The 15,550-nt window shown below is 71.6% G+C and carries 15 protein-coding genes; 8 read left to right on the forward strand and 7 right to left on the reverse strand.

The annotated features are described in order from the left end of the window. Nucleotides 1–72: 72 nt before the first annotated feature. A complete protein-coding gene (gene pfkB, locus J2Y70_RS06865; RefSeq protein WP_309915070.1) occupies nt 73–1,026 on the reverse strand; it encodes a 1-phosphofructokinase in 954 nt (317 codons plus the stop codon). Beyond that, nucleotides 1,023–3,542, reverse strand: coding sequence for a phosphoenolpyruvate--protein phosphotransferase (gene ptsP / locus J2Y70_RS06870; RefSeq protein ID WP_309915073.1), 2,520 nt, complete (start codon nt 3,540–3,542; stop codon nt 1,023–1,025). The genes pfkB and ptsP overlap by 4 nt, the downstream gene beginning before the upstream one ends. Before the next feature lie 158 nt (nt 3,543–3,700). Between ptsP and J2Y70_RS06875 the strand changes: the two genes are divergently transcribed. Further along, complete coding sequence (locus J2Y70_RS06875; RefSeq protein ID WP_309915076.1) at nt 3,701–4,681, forward strand: LacI family DNA-binding transcriptional regulator; 981 nt, start codon at nt 3,701–3,703, stop codon at nt 4,679–4,681. Nucleotides 4,682–4,874: 193 nt separating this feature from the next. Here J2Y70_RS06875 and J2Y70_RS06880 read toward each other — a convergent pair whose 3' ends face one another. Continuing rightward, complete coding sequence (locus J2Y70_RS06880) at nt 4,875–5,051, reverse strand: hypothetical protein (protein ID WP_309915080.1); 177 nt, start codon at nt 5,049–5,051, stop codon at nt 4,875–4,877. Between the two features lie 18 nt (nt 5,052–5,069). Further along, on the reverse strand, nt 5,070–5,393 hold the full coding sequence (locus J2Y70_RS06885) for a transposase (RefSeq protein ID WP_263398051.1): 324 nt from the start codon (nt 5,391–5,393) through the stop codon (nt 5,070–5,072). A gap of 316 nt (nt 5,394–5,709) precedes the next feature. Between J2Y70_RS06885 and J2Y70_RS06890 the strand changes: the two genes are divergently transcribed. The 3 genes from J2Y70_RS06890 (at nt 5,710) to J2Y70_RS06900 (ending at nt 9,260) form a co-directional block, all read left to right on the forward strand. Beyond that, nucleotides 5,710–7,002 (forward strand): nucleotide sugar dehydrogenase, encoded by a 1,293-nt coding sequence (locus tag J2Y70_RS06890; protein ID WP_309915085.1) that lies wholly within the window; start codon nt 5,710–5,712, stop codon nt 7,000–7,002. A gap of 126 nt (nt 7,003–7,128) precedes the next feature. Next, nucleotides 7,129–8,754, forward strand: a complete 1,626-nt coding sequence (locus J2Y70_RS06895) for an FMN-binding glutamate synthase family protein (RefSeq protein WP_309915087.1) — start codon at nt 7,129–7,131, stop codon at nt 8,752–8,754. Continuing rightward, a complete protein-coding gene (locus tag J2Y70_RS06900; protein ID WP_309915091.1) occupies nt 8,751–9,260 on the forward strand; it encodes a GNAT family N-acetyltransferase in 510 nt (169 codons plus the stop codon). The genes J2Y70_RS06895 and J2Y70_RS06900 overlap by 4 nt, the downstream gene beginning before the upstream one ends. A gap of 226 nt (nt 9,261–9,486) precedes the next feature. Here the strand turns inward: J2Y70_RS06900 and J2Y70_RS06905 are convergent, their stop codons facing one another. Then, the gene (locus J2Y70_RS06905) at nt 9,487–10,740 is read right to left on the reverse strand and encodes a TIGR03862 family flavoprotein (protein WP_309915094.1); all 1,254 of its coding nucleotides are present in this window, start codon (nt 10,738–10,740) and stop codon (nt 9,487–9,489) included. Between the two features lie 13 nt (nt 10,741–10,753). Continuing rightward, entirely contained in the window at nt 10,754–11,197 is a 444-nt protein-coding gene (locus tag J2Y70_RS06910; RefSeq protein ID WP_309915096.1) for an FKBP-type peptidyl-prolyl cis-trans isomerase, read from the reverse strand. Nucleotides 11,198–11,262: 65 nt separating this feature from the next. Between J2Y70_RS06910 and J2Y70_RS06915 the strand changes: the two genes are divergently transcribed. Beyond that, nucleotides 11,263–11,628: a DUF6164 family protein gene (locus tag J2Y70_RS06915; RefSeq protein ID WP_309915099.1), complete on the forward strand. Its 366-nt coding sequence runs from the start codon at nt 11,263–11,265 to the stop codon at nt 11,626–11,628. Between the two features lie 179 nt (nt 11,629–11,807). Then, nucleotides 11,808–12,563: a sulfurtransferase gene (locus J2Y70_RS06920; protein ID WP_309915101.1), complete on the forward strand. Its 756-nt coding sequence runs from the start codon at nt 11,808–11,810 to the stop codon at nt 12,561–12,563. 324 nt (nt 12,564–12,887) lie between these two features. Here J2Y70_RS06920 and J2Y70_RS06925 read toward each other — a convergent pair whose 3' ends face one another. Further along, complete coding sequence (locus tag J2Y70_RS06925; protein WP_309915104.1) at nt 12,888–13,694, reverse strand: SDR family oxidoreductase; 807 nt, start codon at nt 13,692–13,694, stop codon at nt 12,888–12,890. Between the two features lie 367 nt (nt 13,695–14,061). Between J2Y70_RS06925 and J2Y70_RS06930 the strand changes: the two genes are divergently transcribed. Continuing rightward, nucleotides 14,062–15,057, forward strand: a complete 996-nt coding sequence (locus J2Y70_RS06930; RefSeq protein ID WP_309915107.1) for an LLM class flavin-dependent oxidoreductase — start codon at nt 14,062–14,064, stop codon at nt 15,055–15,057. Nucleotides 15,058–15,251: 194 nt separating this feature from the next. Continuing rightward, entirely contained in the window at nt 15,252–15,416 is a 165-nt protein-coding gene (locus J2Y70_RS06935; RefSeq protein WP_309915110.1) for a hypothetical protein, read from the forward strand. The last annotated feature ends 134 nt before the right edge of the window (nt 15,417–15,550 follow it).

Consider the following 15,550-nt stretch of genomic DNA (forward strand, 5'->3'; position numbering starts at 1 on the left):
GATGGACGCAGGGGGACGCCGCGCGCGAAGGCGGCGGCGTGGAGTACGAGGACATGGCGTTCGACGAGCGACTCATTGCAGCGACTCGATGCGCACCGCGGCGGCGATGCCGTCGACCTGCTCGCGCGGCAGCCGGCGCGCCGCGCCGCTGCCGAGCGTGGCCACGGCGAAGGCGGTGGCCTGGCGCGCGCAGGTCGTCAGGTCGGCGTCGGCGAGCAGCGCCGCGACCAGCCCGGCGACCATCGCATCGCCGGCGCCGACGCTGCTGCCGCCGGCCAGCTGCGGCGGATGCGCCAGCAGCGCCTGCTCGCCGCGCACGAACAGCGCGCCGTCGGTGCCCAGCGACACCACCACCAGTGCGATGCCGCGTGCGAGCAGGGCGCGCGCCGCCGTCAGCACCTCGGCGGTTTCGCGCAGCGCTGTGCCGGCCCAGTCCTCCAGTTCGTGGCGGTTGGGCTTGATCGCGAACGGCAGCTGCGCGTCCGGCGCCGCCAGCGCTGCGCGCAACGGCGCGCCGCTGGTATCCAGCAACACCCGCGCGCCGGCGGCGACGGCCTGCGCCTGCAGCGTGCGCCAGCTGTCCTCGGCCAGCCCGGCCGGCAGGCTGCCGGTCAGCACCACCGGCAGGCCCGGGCGCAGCAGCTCGGCCAGGCGCGCGCCGACCGCGTGCAGCTCGTCCGCGCCCAGCGGCAGCCCGGGCAGGTTGATGTCGGTGGTGGCGCCGCTGTCGGCGGCCACCAGCTTGAGGTTGGTCCGGGTATCGCCGGGCACGCGCAGGCAGCGGTCGTCGATGCCGCGCGCGGCGAACAGGGTTTCGAACAGGTGCGCGTTGCCGGCGCCGAGCACGCCGAGCGCAGCCGTGGCGATGCCGGCATCGGCCAGGCAGGCGGCGACGTTGATGCCCTTGCCACCGGCGATGGCGTGCGCACTGCTGGCGCGATGCACCTGGCCGGGCTGCAGCCGGTCGATCGCCACGGTCAGGTCGATCGCCGGATTCAGGGTCACGCTGAGCGCCTGCACGCTCATGCGCCGGCTCCGTCCAGGGCGCGCACGTCGGCCGCGCTTTCGCACTGCAGCGCGCGCTGCGCCAAGGCCTGCAGCGCGTCCAGGCGGCTGCCGCGCAGGCGCGCCTTCACCGCCGGCACGTCGTTGGGGGTCATCGACAGCTCGTGCACGCCCAGTCCGGTCAGCAGCGCCGCGCCGAACGCATCGCCGGCCAGGCCGCCGCACACGCCGACCCAGCGCCCGTGCGTGGCGGCGCCTTCGACGGTGGTGCGGATCAGGCGCAGCACCGCCGGGTGCAGGCTGTCGGCCTCGGCGGCCAGATCCGGGTTCTGCCGGTCGATCGCCAGCGTGTACTGGGTCAGGTCGTTGGTGCCGATCGAGAAGAAGTCGGCATGCCGCGCCAGCGCGTCGGCCTGGATCGCCGCCGCCGGCACTTCGATCATGATCCCCAGCGGCACCTCCGGCGCGTCCAGCTCCGCACGCAGGCGCTCGCACTCGGCGCGCAGCGCGACGATCTCCGCCGCCGAGGTGATCATCGGGAACATGATCGCCAGCTTGGCGCCGTCCCTGGCCGCGCGGTACAGCGCGCGCAGCTGCGGTTGCAGCAGGTCGGCGCGGCGCAGCAGCAGGCGCGCGCCGCGTACGCCCAGGAACGGGTTGTCCTCGCGCGGCAGGTTCAGGTGCGCGACCTGCTTGTCGCCGCCGATGTCCAGCGCGCGCACGATCAGCGAACGGCCGTCCAGCGCCTTGGCCATCGCCATGTAGGTGGCGTACTGCTCGTCCTCGCTCGGCGTGCTGCCGCGCTCCAGGAACAGGAATTCTGTGCGCATCAGGCCCACGCTCTCGGCGCCCTGCGCCAGCGCCATCGGCACCTGCTCGGGCAGGTTGACGTTGGCGCCGATCTCCACGCGGTGGCCGTCCTGGGTCTGCGCCGGCTGGTTGCGCTGCTCGGCCTCGCGCTCGCGCAGCTGGCGCTGGTCGTCGATGTAGGCGCGCGCCGAGGCCAGGTCGGCCTCCGATGGCGCCAGGTACAGGCGGCCGCTGTTGCCGTCGACGATGACGGTGGCGCCATCCTCCAGGTCCATCAGGTCGGCGCCGCCGGCGACCAGCGCCGGCAGGCCCAGGGTGCGCGACAGGATCGCGGTATGCGAGGTCGGCCCGCCCAGCGCGGTGGCCAGGCCGAGCACGCGGCTGGTGTCCAGGTGCGCGGTGTCCGACGGCGACAGGTCGCTGGCGAGCAGGATGCAGGGGCGATCGGGAAGGTGCTCCAGGCTGCCGCTGGCCAGGCTCGGATCGATCTGGGTCAGCACCCGGCGGCCAACGTCGCGCAGGTCGCTGGCGCGCCCGGCCAGCACCGCGTTGCCCAGCGCCGACAGCTTGTTGGCCATGCGCTCGACCGCCTGCTGCCAGGACCAGGCCACGCCATGGCCTTCGACCATCAGCTGGCAGGCCAGGGTGATCAGGTCGGTGTCGTTGAGCAGCTCGGCCTGGGCGCGGAAGATCGCCGCGTCGCCGGCGCCGAGCCGGCGCCGGGTGTCGTCCTCGATCGCCTGCAGCTGCTGGCGGGTGCGCAGCAGCGCGTCGTGCAGCAGCGCGCCGCCATCGCTGAGCGGCACCGGCGCGTCGGGCACCGGGCCGTCGTTGCCGGCCAGCTTGTGCACCACGCCGATCGCCAGGCCCGGGCTGGCGCCGATGCCGACGATGGCCGGTTGCGCCTGCGGCGGGGTCCAGCCCGCGACCGGTGCGGCACGGCGCTGCGCCGCGGCCTGCGCGTCGGCTTTCTCCTGCGCGGTGAGGCCGTCGATGACGCTGCGCAGCCGCGCCAGCGCGGCGGCGGCATCCTGGCCTTCGGCCGAGATCGTCACCGTGTCGCCGGCATGCAGGCCCAACTGCAGCAGCGACACCAGGTTCTTGGCGTCGCCGGTCTGCGCGCCGGCACGCACCTGGATCCGCGCCGCGAAGCCGCGCGCAGTCTCCACCCAGCGCGTGGCCGGGCGCGCATGCAGGCCGGTGGGGTAGGCCACGGTCCAGTCGAAGCGCTCGGCCAGGTCGGCGACCGGGGCGCCGCTCGCGACCGTGGCCGGATCCTGGCTCAGCGCGGCCACGATCGCCTGCGGGTCGTCGCTGGCGAACAGCGCGTCCAGCCGCGGCTGGTCCTGGATCAGCCGGGTCAGGCGCCGCAGCAGGGTGATGTGGGTGTCGGACTGCGCGGCGATGGCGACCACCAAGTGCGTGGTCTGGCCGGGATTCCATTCCACGCCGTCGCGGATCTGCAGCACCGCGATGCCGTCGCGCTGGACCAGGTGGCGGTCCTCGCCGGTGCAGTGCGGGATCGCTACGCCGTGGCCGAGGAAGGTGTTGGCCAGGGCTTCGCGGCGCAGCATGCTGGCCGCGTAGGCCGGCGGCACGCAGCCGGCGGCGACCAGCAGTTGCGCGGCCTGGGCGATGGCGTCGGCCTTGTCGCGGACCTGGACGTTGACGCGGACCAGCTCGCTGGCGACCAATACGGGGGGATTCGTCTGGGTCACGCGGGACATCCTTCGGGTCTGGGGAGCGGCGAGTGGGTGGAGTGTGGGAACGTTCCCACTCCTGAGTCAATGTGCACTGCACAATTTATCGGGGAAATGCCGGTGTTACTATCGAATGCGGCCACCAGGAAAGGAGTTGGAGTGGAAATTTTGCGGGAACGTTGCCAGTGACAGTCAGCATCCACGACGTGGCACGGGTGGCCGGCGTCTCCACCTCGACGGTGTCGCGAGCGCTGGGCCAGGGCCCGGTCAGCGAGGACGTGCGGGCGCGGGTCGAGGCGGCGGTGCGCGAGACCGGCTATCGGCCCAACCTGATGGCGCGGCGGCTGCGTTCGCAGCATTCGGGGATCGTCGGGCTGATCGTGGCCGACATCCGCAACCCGTTCTTCACCGCGGCGATCCGCGCGGTCGAGGATGTGGCCTACCGCGCCGGCATGCGCGTGATCCTGTGCAACACCGACGAGGATCCGCAGCGCGAGGCGCTGTACCTGCAGCTGATGCAGGAAGAGCGGGTCAGCGGCCTGATCTTCGCGCCGACCCGCACCACCCAGAGCCAGTTGCCGAAGTTGAATTTCGACTACCCGGTGGTGCTGATCGACCGCGCCGGCAAGGCCGGCGTGCACGACAGCGTGGTGCTGGACAACGTCGCGGCGATGGGCGCGCTGATCGAGCACCTGGCCGAGCGCGGGTTCCAACGCATCGGCGGGCTGTTCGGCAAGACCAGCAGCACCGCCGCCGAGCGCCGCGACGGCTACCTGGCGGCGATGCAGGCGCACGGCCTGGCGCCGAGCTACCGCGAGGTGGCGCCGAGCGCGGAGGCGGCGACCGCCGAGGTGCAGGCGTGGCTGGCGCAGCCCGAACGCCCGGAGGCGCTGGTGGCCAGCAACAGCCTGCTGCTGATGGGCGCGCTGAAGGCCGCGCGCGGCGCCGGCCTGCGCATTCCGCAGGACCTGGCGCTGGCCGGCTTCGACAACGAGAGCTGGACCGAGCTGGTCGAACCGGGCATCACCGTGATCGAGCAGCCGGTGGAGGAGATGGGCCGCACCGCGATGTCGCTGCTACTGGAGCGGCTGAATGCGCCGACGCTGCCGATGCGCAAGGTGGTGTTGAGCGGGCGCTGCATCGTGCGCGGTTCGAGCCTGCGCTGACGTTCCCGCGTTCGCGGGAGGTGGTCCGACAGGGTAGCCGCCGGCGCCGGCGCCGGCGTGTCTGCAGCGGACCGGCACCGACCGGGGCGAGTTCTTTCGGGGTCAGCGGGTTGGTCCGGCCTGTATGCCGGCCTGTCGCGGCGCCGGCTGGTACGGGTGCGCCTTCACTGTGCGGCGGCAAAGGCCGCCGCGATCATTCGCTGCCGTCGGGGCGCGGGTAATCGTGCTCGGGGTCGGCGTGGTTGCGTTCCGGATCGCTGTCCGGCTGGTCGCGGTCCCGCCATTTCGCATCGTCGTTGTGCAGCTTGTCGGCCGTGTGGCTCTGCTGCTGGTGACTGTGGGCGTTCTCTTGCTTGCGCGTGGTCGACATGCGCTGTCTCCGGAAGGGTCAGGCGGGGCTCCCCGCGGGCGCGGGATAGGGTTCGTGCTGGCCGGTGCCGTCCAGCCTGGCCCAGCACGCGCGGACGAAGGACTCGGCGTCGCTCCAGGCGATCCGCGGCCACGGGTGTTCGGCGTCGTAGCGCTGGCGCAGACGTTGCATGCGCACCTCGTTGGATTCGCGCGGAAGTTGCAGGAACACATCGCACGCCATCTTGATCAGACGCGCATGCTCGCTGAAGGACTGCGGCCCCAGCTTGCCTTCACCGTGCAGCATCTTCCAATGCGCCAGTTCGGCTTCGACATCCACGAGCAGGGATGGAGCATGGCTCACGGCGAGTTCTCCTGTAATTGAGGTGCTTTGAATTGGGGATGAGCTAGGTTGCGCGGAGGCGCTTCGCCACCCTAGACCCGGCCACGTCAAGATCAGGTCATCTCGCGTTGGCACGGCGTGACAGCGCCGGCGACGCTGCGTCACATTCCGGGCGACACGCGACGCCGCGCCAGACGTGAAGACGCCGCCGGCGGCGGCGCTTGGAGCGCGCTGCCGCGGCGCTTACCATGGCCATGCGTCCGCGTTGCGGACATCCGCACTCCCGCAACCACCGCATCGTCGGCGCATGCCGCCGCGGCGCCCCGAAAGGAACGGCATGCCCGTCGATATCGCGTTCGATCCCGCGCAGCTGCGCATCGCCGTCATCGGCCTGGGCTACGTCGGCCTGCCGCTGGCGGTGGCGTTCGGCGCGCGCTACGACACGCTCGGCTACGACATCGACGCCCAGCGCGTGGCGCAGCTGCGCGACGGCCACGACCAGACCCTGGAAATGGAACCCGACGAACTGCGCGCCGGCGTGCGCCTGCACTACAGCGAGGATGCGGCCGCGCTGCGCGACCGCAACGTCTACATCGTCACCGTACCGACGCCGATCGACGCCTACGAGCAGCCGGACCTGCAGCCGCTGCGCCAGGCCAGCGAACTGCTCGCCGGCGTGCTCAAGCGCGGCGACCTGGTGATCTACGAATCCACGGTGTATCCGGGCACCACCGAGGAAGTCTGCGTGCCGCTGCTGGAACAGGGCTCGGGCCTGCGCTTCAACGAAGACTTCCATTGCGGCTACAGCCCGGAGCGGGTCAATCCGGGCGACCGCCAGCGGCGCCTAGCCGACATCCGCAAGATCACCTCCGGCTCCAGCGCCGCAGCGGCCGACGCGGTGGATGCGCTGTACGCGAGCATCATCACCGCCGGCACCTGGCGCGCGCCGTCGATCCGCGTGGCCGAGGCGGCGAAGGTGGTGGAGAACATCCAGCGCGACGTCAACATCGCCCTGGTCAACGAACTGGCGCTGATCTTCGACCGCCTCGGCATCGATACCCAGGACGTGCTGGAGGCGGCCGGCACCAAGTGGAACTTCCTGCCGTTCCGCCCCGGCCTGGTCGGCGGCCACTGCATCGGCGTGGATCCGTACTACCTGCTGCACAAGTCCGAGAGCATGGGCTACCACCCGGACCTGATCCACACCGCGCGCCAAGTCAACAACCGGGTCGGCGCGCATGTCGCCGCGCGGGTGCAGGCGCTGCTGGCGGACAAGGGCGTGGACATGGCCGCGGCCACGATCCTGGTGCTCGGCGTCACCTTCAAGGAGAACTGCCCGGACCTGCGCAACAGCCGCGCGCTGGAACTGGTGCAGGCGCTGGCCGCCAGCGGAGCGCGGGTCGACGCCTGCGATCCCTGGGCCGAGCCGCAGCTGGCCCGCGAGCACGGCGGGGTGGAACTGGCGCCGGCGCCGGTAGCCGGCCGTTACGACGCGGTGGTGCTGGCGGTGGCGCACGACGAGTATCGCGGTTTCGATGCCGCGCAGATCCGCGCGCTGGGCACGCCGAATCTGGTGGTCTACGACGTCAAGTCGGTGTGGCCGCGCGAGGCGGTGGACGATCGGCTGTAGCCGCCAGCGCCGGGCGCTGTGCACCGCCAAGCTGTACCTCGCCCAAGCGGACCAAAGGCCGCGCCAGCGCCATTGCCGGCCTGCACCGCCTACACTCGCTGCCTTCACAATTCCGCGAGGAACGCGATGCACCGCTACCTAGCCTATGTCGCCAGCTGCGTGCTGCTGGCGCTGTCCATCGCCCTGTGCGCGATCTGGCCGCTGTGGGGCTGGGGCGTGGCCGCGTTCGCGGTCCTGGCGCTGCTCGGCACCTGGGACCTGCTGCAGACCCGCAGCACGCTGCGCCGCAACTATCCGATCCTAGCGCATTTCCGCTACGGGCTGGAATCGGTGGGCCCGGAGATGCGCCAGTATTTCCTGCAGAGCGACATCGAGGAGGCGCCGTTCTCGCGCCAGCAGCGCGCCCTGGTCTACCAGCGCGCCAAGAACGTGATGGACGTGGTCCCGTTCGGCACCCTGCGCAGCGCCTACGCCACCGACTACGAGTGGATCAACCACTCGCTGGCGACCAGCGAGATCGCCGACCACGATTTCCGCATCACCATCGGCGCCGATTGCGCGCAGCCGTACTCGGCCAGCGTGTTCAACATTTCGGCGATGAGCTTCGGCGCGCTGTCGGCCAACGCCGTTCGCGCGCTCAACGAAGGCGCGCGCCGCGGCGGCTTCTACCACGACACCGGCGAAGGCTCGATCTCGCCGTACCATCGCGAATGCGGCGGCGACCTGGTGTGGGAGATCGGCTCGGGCTACTTCGGCTGCCGCGACGCGGACGGGCGTTTCAGCGAGGAACGCTTCGTCGCCAACGCCGCGCTGGCGCAGGTCAAGATGATCGAGATCAAGCTGTCGCAGGGCGCCAAGCCCGGCCATGGCGGGGTGCTGCCGGCGGCCAAGGTCAGCGCCGAGATCGCCGCCACCCGCGGCGTGGCGATGGGCCAGAACTGCGTGTCGCCGTCGCGGCATTCGGCGTTCTCCACGCCGCTGCAGCTGCTGCAGTTCGTGGCCCGGCTGCGCGAGCTGTCCGGCGGCAAGCCGACCGGGTTCAAGCTGGCGATCGGGCATCCGTGGGAGTGGTTCGCGATCGCCAAGGCGATGCAGGAAAGCGCGCTGTACCCGGATTTCATCGTGATCGATGGTGCCGAAGGCGGCACCGGCGCGGCGCCGGCCGAGTTCATCGACCACGTCGGCGTGCCGATGCACGAGGCGTTGCTGCTGGTGCACAACACCCTGGTCGGGCTGGACGTCCGCGAGCGGATCAAGCTCGGCGCGGCCGGCAAGATCACCAGCGCGTTCGACATCGCGCGCACCCTGGCGCTGGGCGCGGACTGGTGCAACGCCGGGCGCGGCTTCATGTTCGCGCTGGGCTGCATCCAGTCGCTGAGCTGCCACAGCGACCGCTGCCCGACCGGCATCGCCACCCAGGACCAGCGCCGCTGGAAGCACCTGGATCCGACCGACAAGGCGGTGCGCGTGCAGCACTACCACGCCAATACGCTGAAGGCGCTGCGCGAGCTGCTCAGCGCCGCCGGCCTGGAAGATCCGTCGCAGCTGGGGCCGGAGCACATCCTGCGCCGCATCTCGCAGGTCGAGATCCGCTCGCTGGCGTCGCTGTACCGCTACCTGGAGCCGGGCGAGCTGCTGCGCGACGGCGTGCCCGACCACGCGGTGTTCCAGGAGTACTGGGCCGACGCGCGCAGCGATTCGTTCCAGCCGCCGGCGCGGATCCGCAGCCTGCGCGAGAGCAAGTCGCGATGAGCGCCGACACCGCGCCAGCACGGCCGTTCCAGCTGCGGCCGGCGACGCCGGCGGACATCGACGCGATGTGGGCGTTGCGCACGCGCTGCGTGCGCGAGGTGTGCCGTTCGCACTATCCGCCGGCGCTGATCGAGGCCTGGGCGGCGGCGCCCGCGCCGGCGAACTACCAGCACGTGCTCGGCAGCGGCGCCGGCGTCCTCGCCGAAGACAGCGCCGGCCGCCTGCTCGGTTTCGGCGTCGCCGACCTGGCCGGCAACGAGATCGACGGCCTGTTCGTTGCGCCCGAGGCGCAGGGCACCGGCTTGGGCGGCCGCCTGCTGCGCGCGCTGGAAGCGAAGCTGCCACCGGCAACGCGCATCCACCTGGCGGCGGCGCTCAATGCGGTCGCGTTCTACAGTGCGCACGGCTACGTGGTGGTGCGCGAGGGCAGCTACGCGCATCCCAGCGGAATCACGCTGGGATGTGTGTACATGGAAAAGTTCGGCGCAGCGGCATCAAGCCCATGAGGCGCCCGTAGCCGTTGCGGCCAATATGATCGGTCGCCGCTGCACGGCGACCGCAGCATGGCAGCGTGCACTCGCTCGCACACCTCAACTCGAAGAACGGTTATTGCGCGCGATCCACTGGACGCGCGACATCCGCTTCAGCGCTGCAAAAGCGCTATTCCCAAGTCCATAGCGAAAGCGCAAGCTTTTCCGAGTCCCGAGTCCCGAGTCCCGAGTCCCGAAGTGCCTATCCACGCCCCAACCACGCCACCGCCCCGCGCCCGGCGCGCAGCCCGCTGGCGAAACAGGCGCTGAGCAGATAGCCGCCGGTGGGCGCTTCCCAGTCGAGCATCTCGCCGGCGCAGAAGGTGCCGGGCAGGGCGTGCAGCATCAGCGCCGGGTCCAGCGCCTCCAGGCGCACGCCGCCGGCGCTGCTGATCGCCTCGGCCAGCGGGCGCGGGCGCTGCAGGGTCAGCGGCAGCCGTTTCAGCGTGGCCGCCGCGCGCGCCGGATCGTCGCCGGCCTGCTTGCCGAGGACCTCGAACAGCAGCGCCGCCTTGACCCCGTCGATGCCGGCCTGGCGCCGCAGGTGCTCGCCGAAGCTGCGCCCGCCGCGCGGCTTGCCCAGCTCGGCCTGCAGCCGTGCCAGGTCGCGGCCCGGCGCCAGGTCCAGCCACAATGTGGCCGGTCCATGCGCGGCGATGGCCTCGCGCAGGTCCGCCGACAGCGCATAGACCAGGCTGCCTTCGATGCCGTGTTCGCCGACCACGCACTCGCCCTGCAAGGCGTGTTCGCGGCCGTGCGCATCCCGCCAGTGCGCAACCACCGGCTTCAGCGGCGCGCCGGCATGGCGTTCGCGGAAATGCGCGCTCCAGTCGATATCGAAGCCGCAGTTGGCCGGCTGCAGCGGTGCGACCTCGACGCCGCGCGCGCGCAGCGTGTCCTGCCAGGCGCCGTCGGAACCCAGTTGCGGCCAGCTGCCGCCGCCCAGCGCCAGCACGCAGGCGTCGGCATGGACCGCACGCTCGCCCTCGGCGCTGGCGAAGCGCAGCGTGCCGTCGCCGTTCCAGCCCAGCCAGCGGTGCTGCACGTGGAAGCGCACCCCGGCCTCCTTCAGCCGCCGCACCCAGCCGCGCAGCAGCGGCGCGGCCTTGCGGTCCAGCGGGAATACGCGACCGGAACTGCCGACGTAGGTCTCCACGCCCTGCGCCTGCGCCCAGGCGCGCAGCGCGTCGGCATCGAAGTCGGCCAGCCACGCGCCAACCTGCGCGGCACGCTCGCGGTAGCGCGAGACGAACAGCGCGAACGGATCGGAGTGGGTCAGGTTGAGCCCGCCCTTGCCGGCAATCAGGAACTTGCGCCCGACTGAGCCCTTGCCCTCGTACACGTCGACCTCGGCGCCGGCGGCGCGCGCGGTCTCGGCGGCGATCAGCCCGGCCGGGCCGCCGCCGACGATGGCGATGCGGCCGCGCACGGCGGCGGCGAGCTTGCTGGCGGGCATCGGCGTTGCCGGCTCAACGCGGCTTGACGTCGAGCAGCTCGACCTCGAACACCAGCGAGGCGTTCGGCGGGATCACCCCGCCAGCGCCGCTGGCGCCGTAGCCGTAGTCGGACGGAATCATCAACTTGCGCTTGCCGCCCACGCGCATGCCGGCCACGCCTTCGTCCCAGCCGCGGATCACCTGGCCGCCGCCGAGCGCGAAGCTGAAGGGCTGGCCATGGTCGGCGGAGGCGTCGAACTTCTCGCCGCGCTGGTCCTTGGCGTTCTCGTCGTACAGCCAGCCGGTGTAGTGCACGGTCACCTGGCTGCCCGGCCGCGCCTCGGCGCCGCTGCCGACGCGCTCGTCGATCATCTGGAACGCGGCGATGCTGCCGCCGGCGGGCGGACCCGGCGGCGTGCAGCCGCTCAACAGCCACACCGGCAACGACAGGCTCAACAGCAACAGGACACGGCGCATGCGGTCATCCATGGCGAACAGGGCATGCAAGGGTAGCGCATCGCCGCAGCGGCTATCATCGGCGCATGGCCAAACTGCTGCTCAACCTGCGCAACGTCCCCGACGACGAACTCGCCGACGTGCGCGCGCTGCTGGATGCCGCGCGCATCGACTACTACGAGACGCGTCCCGGCACCTTCGGCATTTCCTCCGGCGGCGTGTGGCTGCGCGAGGACGCCGAACAGGCGCGGGCCAAGGCGCTGCTGGCCGACTACCAGGCCCAGCGCGGCGAACGCGCCCGCGCCGAGCGCGCCGCCGCCTTGCGCGACGGCAGCGCCGAGACCTTCGCCACGCTGCTGCGGCGGCGCCCGCTGTTCGTGCTGGCCACGCTGCTGGGCATGCTGCTGATCGCTTCGCTGGTGCTGCTGCCGTTCTTCCTGTTGCGCGGCTAGGGCCGGCACGCGATCGGATTGGGCAGGGCAATCCTGGGCACACGTCGCGCCGCATGCGCGCGGCTGTCGGTCGGCGCCTCATCCTGCGTTCCCTCGTTCTCCTTAGTTCGCACGCGAACGCGGAGACCCGGTGCTCGCGACGGCGGCTTCGCCGGTGCGCCGCAGGCTAAAATGCGCCGATGATCGCCAATACCGCCGCCTACCACTTCGTCGCCATCGCCGATCCCGACGCGCTCGCCGCGCAATTGCAGGAGCGGGCGCAGGCCGGGGCGTTGCGCGGCACCATCCTGGTCGCGGGCGAGGGCATCAACCTGTTCCTGGCCGGCGCGCCGCAGGCGATCGACGCGTTCTACGCGCAGCTGCGTGCCGACCCGCGCTTCGCCGCGCTGCGGGTCAAGACCAGCAGCAGCGCGCAGCAGCCGTTCGCGCGGCTGAAGACCAAGGTCAAGCCGGAGATCATCAGCTTCCGCCGCGATGCCGCCTCGCCGCTGGCCGCCGCGCGCGCGCCGGCGGTGGCGCCGGCGACGCTGCAGCGCTGGCTGCGCCAGGGCCACGACGACGCCGGTCGGCGCGTGGTGCTGCTGGACACGCGCAATGCGCAGGAAGTGGCGTACGGCAGCTTCGCCGGCGCGCTGACCCTGCCGATCGTCAAGTTCACGGATCTGCCGGAGGCGCTGGCGCCGCATCGCGCCGAGCTGGCCGACGCCACCGTGGTCAGTTTCTGCACCGGCGGCATCCGCTGCGAGAAGGCGGCGCTGTGGATGCGCGCCGACGGCATGGACAACGTGCTGCAGCTGGACGGCGGCATCCTCGGCTACTTCGAGGAAGTGGGCGGCGAGGGCTACGACGGCCGCTGCTTCGTGTTCGACGAACGCGTGGCGCTGGACCCGCAGCTGCAGCCGCTGGTGGATTTCGCGGCGCCGGTGAGCGATTGATTGCCGCGGCAGGGATTGGGGAGCCGGGATTGGGGATTGGCAAAGGCGGTCTGCCACGCGACTGACCAAAAATTTGCGCTCTGCAAGCTGGGTTGTCGCCGCGTCATATCAGCGCCTCAAAGGAATCCTCTCTAGCGAATCCCCAATCCTCAGCGACGAAGCCCGTAAAACGGGTCTGGCCTGGCAAGCGCCCGGTCAGCGCTCCGAGCCGTAGTGTTCTCCAGGAGCAGGAAGCCAGTGGCGCGATGGCGCACTCGGCCCCTCAGGTCAGGCAGCAGCCGCTTTAACGAATCCCCAATTCCCGAATCCCCAATCCCGACGCCGTCAGGCGTACTGCATCTTGCGCGTCATCCCGCCATCGACCACGAAGTCCTGGCCGGTGACGAATCCGGCAGCGTTCGACAACAGGTACACCGCCAGCGCGCCGATGTCATGCGGCGTGCCGACGCGGCCGGCCGGGTGCTGCGCATGGTCCTGCCGCGACAGCGCCGGCTTGCGCCGCGCGCTCGGCTTGCGCCAGGCGTCGGTGGCGATCCAGCCCGGGCTGATGCAGTTGACCCGCACCGCCGGCCCGGCACTGATCGCCAGCGCGTGGGTGAAGGCGAGCAGTCCGCCTTTCGCCGCCGCGTAGGCCTCGCTGTCGGGTTCGGACTGGTAGGCGCGGGTCGAGGCGATGTTGACGATCGTACCGCCGCCCTCGCTCTCGCGCAGTGCCGCCAGGGCATGCTTGCTGCACAGGAAGGCGCCGCCCAGGCTGGCGCCCAGGCGCCGGTTCCATTCGCGCAGCGACAGGCGCTCCAGCGGGCCGGTATGCGGATCGGCGATGCCGGCGTTGTTGACCAGGCCGTCGATGCGGCCGAACCGCGTCAGCGCGGCGTCGACGAAGCGGCGTACGCCGGCCTCGGCGGCCACGTCCAGGCGCCGGAACAGCGCGCGCTCGCCGGCGTCCAGTTCGGCCAGGCAGGCGCGCCCGGCCTCGACGTCCAGGTCGCCGAACGCAACCCGGCCGCCGGCGCCGAGCACCGCCTGCACCACGCCGCGGCCGATGCCCTGCGCGCCGCCGGTGACCAGCACCACGCGGTCGCGCAGCGGCAGGGCGGGAGCGGCGGATGGGGGAGGGATCAGGGACATGGCGGATACCGGCAGGGCGGAAGGCGGCTAGCGTAGCCAGGCGGCCGTGCAGTCGGCGTTGCCGTTGCGCGTCCGCGCGTAGTGACGACAGATAGCGGGGCGCCCGTACCCTCATCCGCCCCTTCGGGGCACCTTCCCCCAAAAGGGGGCCATGGTCCCGGTGGGGGAAGGGAAGCGCATGCTTGAGCCCCTCTCCCCCCGGGAGAGGGGTTGGGGTGAGGGTACGGCCGCCTATCGCCGCCCCAGCGCAGACATGCTGTCCAGGTCCGCTACCGCCGCCACCGCAAATCAGCGTTCCGGCGCCGGCCGCTGCAATCGGCGTCCAGCGCCCCCAGTTCTGGCGGATCGTCTTGCAGGAACACGCTCCATGATGCCGATCTCCGTCCTCGATCTCGCCCCGGTCTGCGAAGGCAGCGACACCACCCAGGCCTTCGCCAACATGCTGGACCTGGCGCAGCACGCCGAGCAATGGGGCTATCACCGCTATTGGCTGGCCGAGCACCACAACATGCCCGGCATCGCCAGCGCCGCCACCGCGGTGTTGATCGGGCATGTGGCCGGCGGCACGCGCCGGATCCGGGTCGGCGCCGGCGGCATCATGCTGCCCAACCACGCGCCGCTGCAGGTGGCCGAGCAGTTCGGCACGCTGGCCTCGCTGTATCCGGGACGCATCGACCTGGGCCTGGGCCGCGCGCCCGGCACCGATCAGGCCACGGCGCGTGCCTTGCGCCGCTATTTCGACAGCGCCGACCAGTTCCCGCACGACGTCGCCGAGCTGCTGCGCTATTTCGAACCGGCCGAACCCGGCCAACTGGTGCGCGCGGTGCCTGGTGCGGGCATCGAGGTGCCGGTGTGGCTGCTCGGCTCCAGCCTGTTCAGCGCGCGCCTGGCGGCGACGCTGGGGCTGCCGTTCGCGTTCGCCTCGCACTTCGCCCCGGATGCGATGGACGAGGCGTTGGCGGTCTACCGGCGCGAGTTCCGGCCATCGGCGCGGCTGCGCGATCCGTACGCGGTGCTGGCGCTGAACGTGGTCGGCGCCGATTCCAGCGCCGCCGCGCGGCGCCTGTTCACCACCCAGCAGCAGAGCTTCGTCAACCTGCGTCGCGGCCGTCCGGGCCTGATCCCGCCGCCGATCGACGACATCGAGGCGTTCTGGCAGCCGCACGAGAAGCTGGGCGTGGAGCGCGCGCTGGCCTGCACCGTGCTCGGCGACCCGGCCGAGGTCGCACGCGGCATGGCCGACTTCGTCGCCCGCCACCGGCCGGACGAACTGCTGCTGACCGCCAACATCTACGACCACGCGGCGCGGCTGCGCTCGTTCGAAATCGCTGCCGCGGCCTGGGCACAGGCCGCGGCCGCGTAGGCACTGCTCGACGCCGCAGCCTCGCACAGCCGCGTTCGCGACCGGCATGGCTGCGCCGCTGCCGCTGCGGCGCGCGGCGTAGACAAGTCGCGCCACGTCGCCGGTTTTCACTTCGTCTTGCTTGCGCCTGGGATCAGATCGGACGGCGCGCCATGTCCTGGCACGCAGACGGGGATCGCGACAGGGGGCGACACATGGAATCCGATTACCAGCCGCCGGCAGCGCGCGGCTGCGGCCTGGAGGCCGCATTGCAGCAGCTCGCGCTGCATCTGGAACATCTGCAGCGCGACACGCACGGCGCCCGGGCTGCGCTGCCGTCGCGGATGCAGGTGTTCGCAGAGTCGCCGAGTTCCGACTGAGAGAGACGCGGCCGCTCATACGCGCATTCGCTGACGCGATTTGGCAGGCCATGCGGCGCCTGGACCGTGTGCGGGAGCGAGCGCGAGGGTGCGCATGTCGCAGTCACCGATGGCGCCGCCGCCCGTGTCTGTTC

It is taken from the genome of Xanthomonas sp. 1678 (assembly GCF_031455575.1).
In the GTDB taxonomy this organism is placed as follows: domain Bacteria; phylum Pseudomonadota; class Gammaproteobacteria; order Xanthomonadales; family Xanthomonadaceae; genus Xanthomonas_A.

What these genes read in the sequence shown, in the direction of transcription:
- pfkB (WP_309915070.1), bottom strand. Translation starts at nt 1,026, where the DNA reads ATGAGCGTGCAGGCGCTCAGCGTGACCCTGAATCCGGCGATCGACCTG.
- ptsP (WP_309915073.1), bottom strand. Translation starts at nt 3,542, where the DNA reads ATGTCCCGCGTGACCCAGACGAATCCCCCCGTATTGGTCGCCAGCGAG.
- J2Y70_RS06880 (WP_309915080.1), bottom strand. Translation starts at nt 5,051, where the DNA reads ATGTCGACCACGCGCAAGCAAGAGAACGCCCACAGTCACCAGCAGCAG.
- J2Y70_RS06890 (WP_309915085.1), top strand. Translation starts at nt 5,710, where the DNA reads ATGCCCGTCGATATCGCGTTCGATCCCGCGCAGCTGCGCATCGCCGTC.
- J2Y70_RS06895 (WP_309915087.1), top strand. Translation starts at nt 7,129, where the DNA reads ATGCACCGCTACCTAGCCTATGTCGCCAGCTGCGTGCTGCTGGCGCTG.
- J2Y70_RS06900 (WP_309915091.1), top strand. Translation starts at nt 8,751, where the DNA reads ATGAGCGCCGACACCGCGCCAGCACGGCCGTTCCAGCTGCGGCCGGCG.
- J2Y70_RS06905 (WP_309915094.1), bottom strand. Translation starts at nt 10,740, where the DNA reads ATGCCCGCCAGCAAGCTCGCCGCCGCCGTGCGCGGCCGCATCGCCATC.
- J2Y70_RS06910 (WP_309915096.1), bottom strand. Translation starts at nt 11,197, where the DNA reads ATGCGCCGTGTCCTGTTGCTGTTGAGCCTGTCGTTGCCGGTGTGGCTG.
- J2Y70_RS06915 (WP_309915099.1), top strand. Translation starts at nt 11,263, where the DNA reads ATGGCCAAACTGCTGCTCAACCTGCGCAACGTCCCCGACGACGAACTC.
- J2Y70_RS06920 (WP_309915101.1), top strand. Translation starts at nt 11,808, where the DNA reads ATGATCGCCAATACCGCCGCCTACCACTTCGTCGCCATCGCCGATCCC.
- J2Y70_RS06925 (WP_309915104.1), bottom strand. Translation starts at nt 13,694, where the DNA reads ATGTCCCTGATCCCTCCCCCATCCGCCGCTCCCGCCCTGCCGCTGCGC.
- J2Y70_RS06930 (WP_309915107.1), top strand. Translation starts at nt 14,062, where the DNA reads ATGATGCCGATCTCCGTCCTCGATCTCGCCCCGGTCTGCGAAGGCAGC.
- J2Y70_RS06935 (WP_309915110.1), top strand. Translation starts at nt 15,252, where the DNA reads ATGGAATCCGATTACCAGCCGCCGGCAGCGCGCGGCTGCGGCCTGGAG.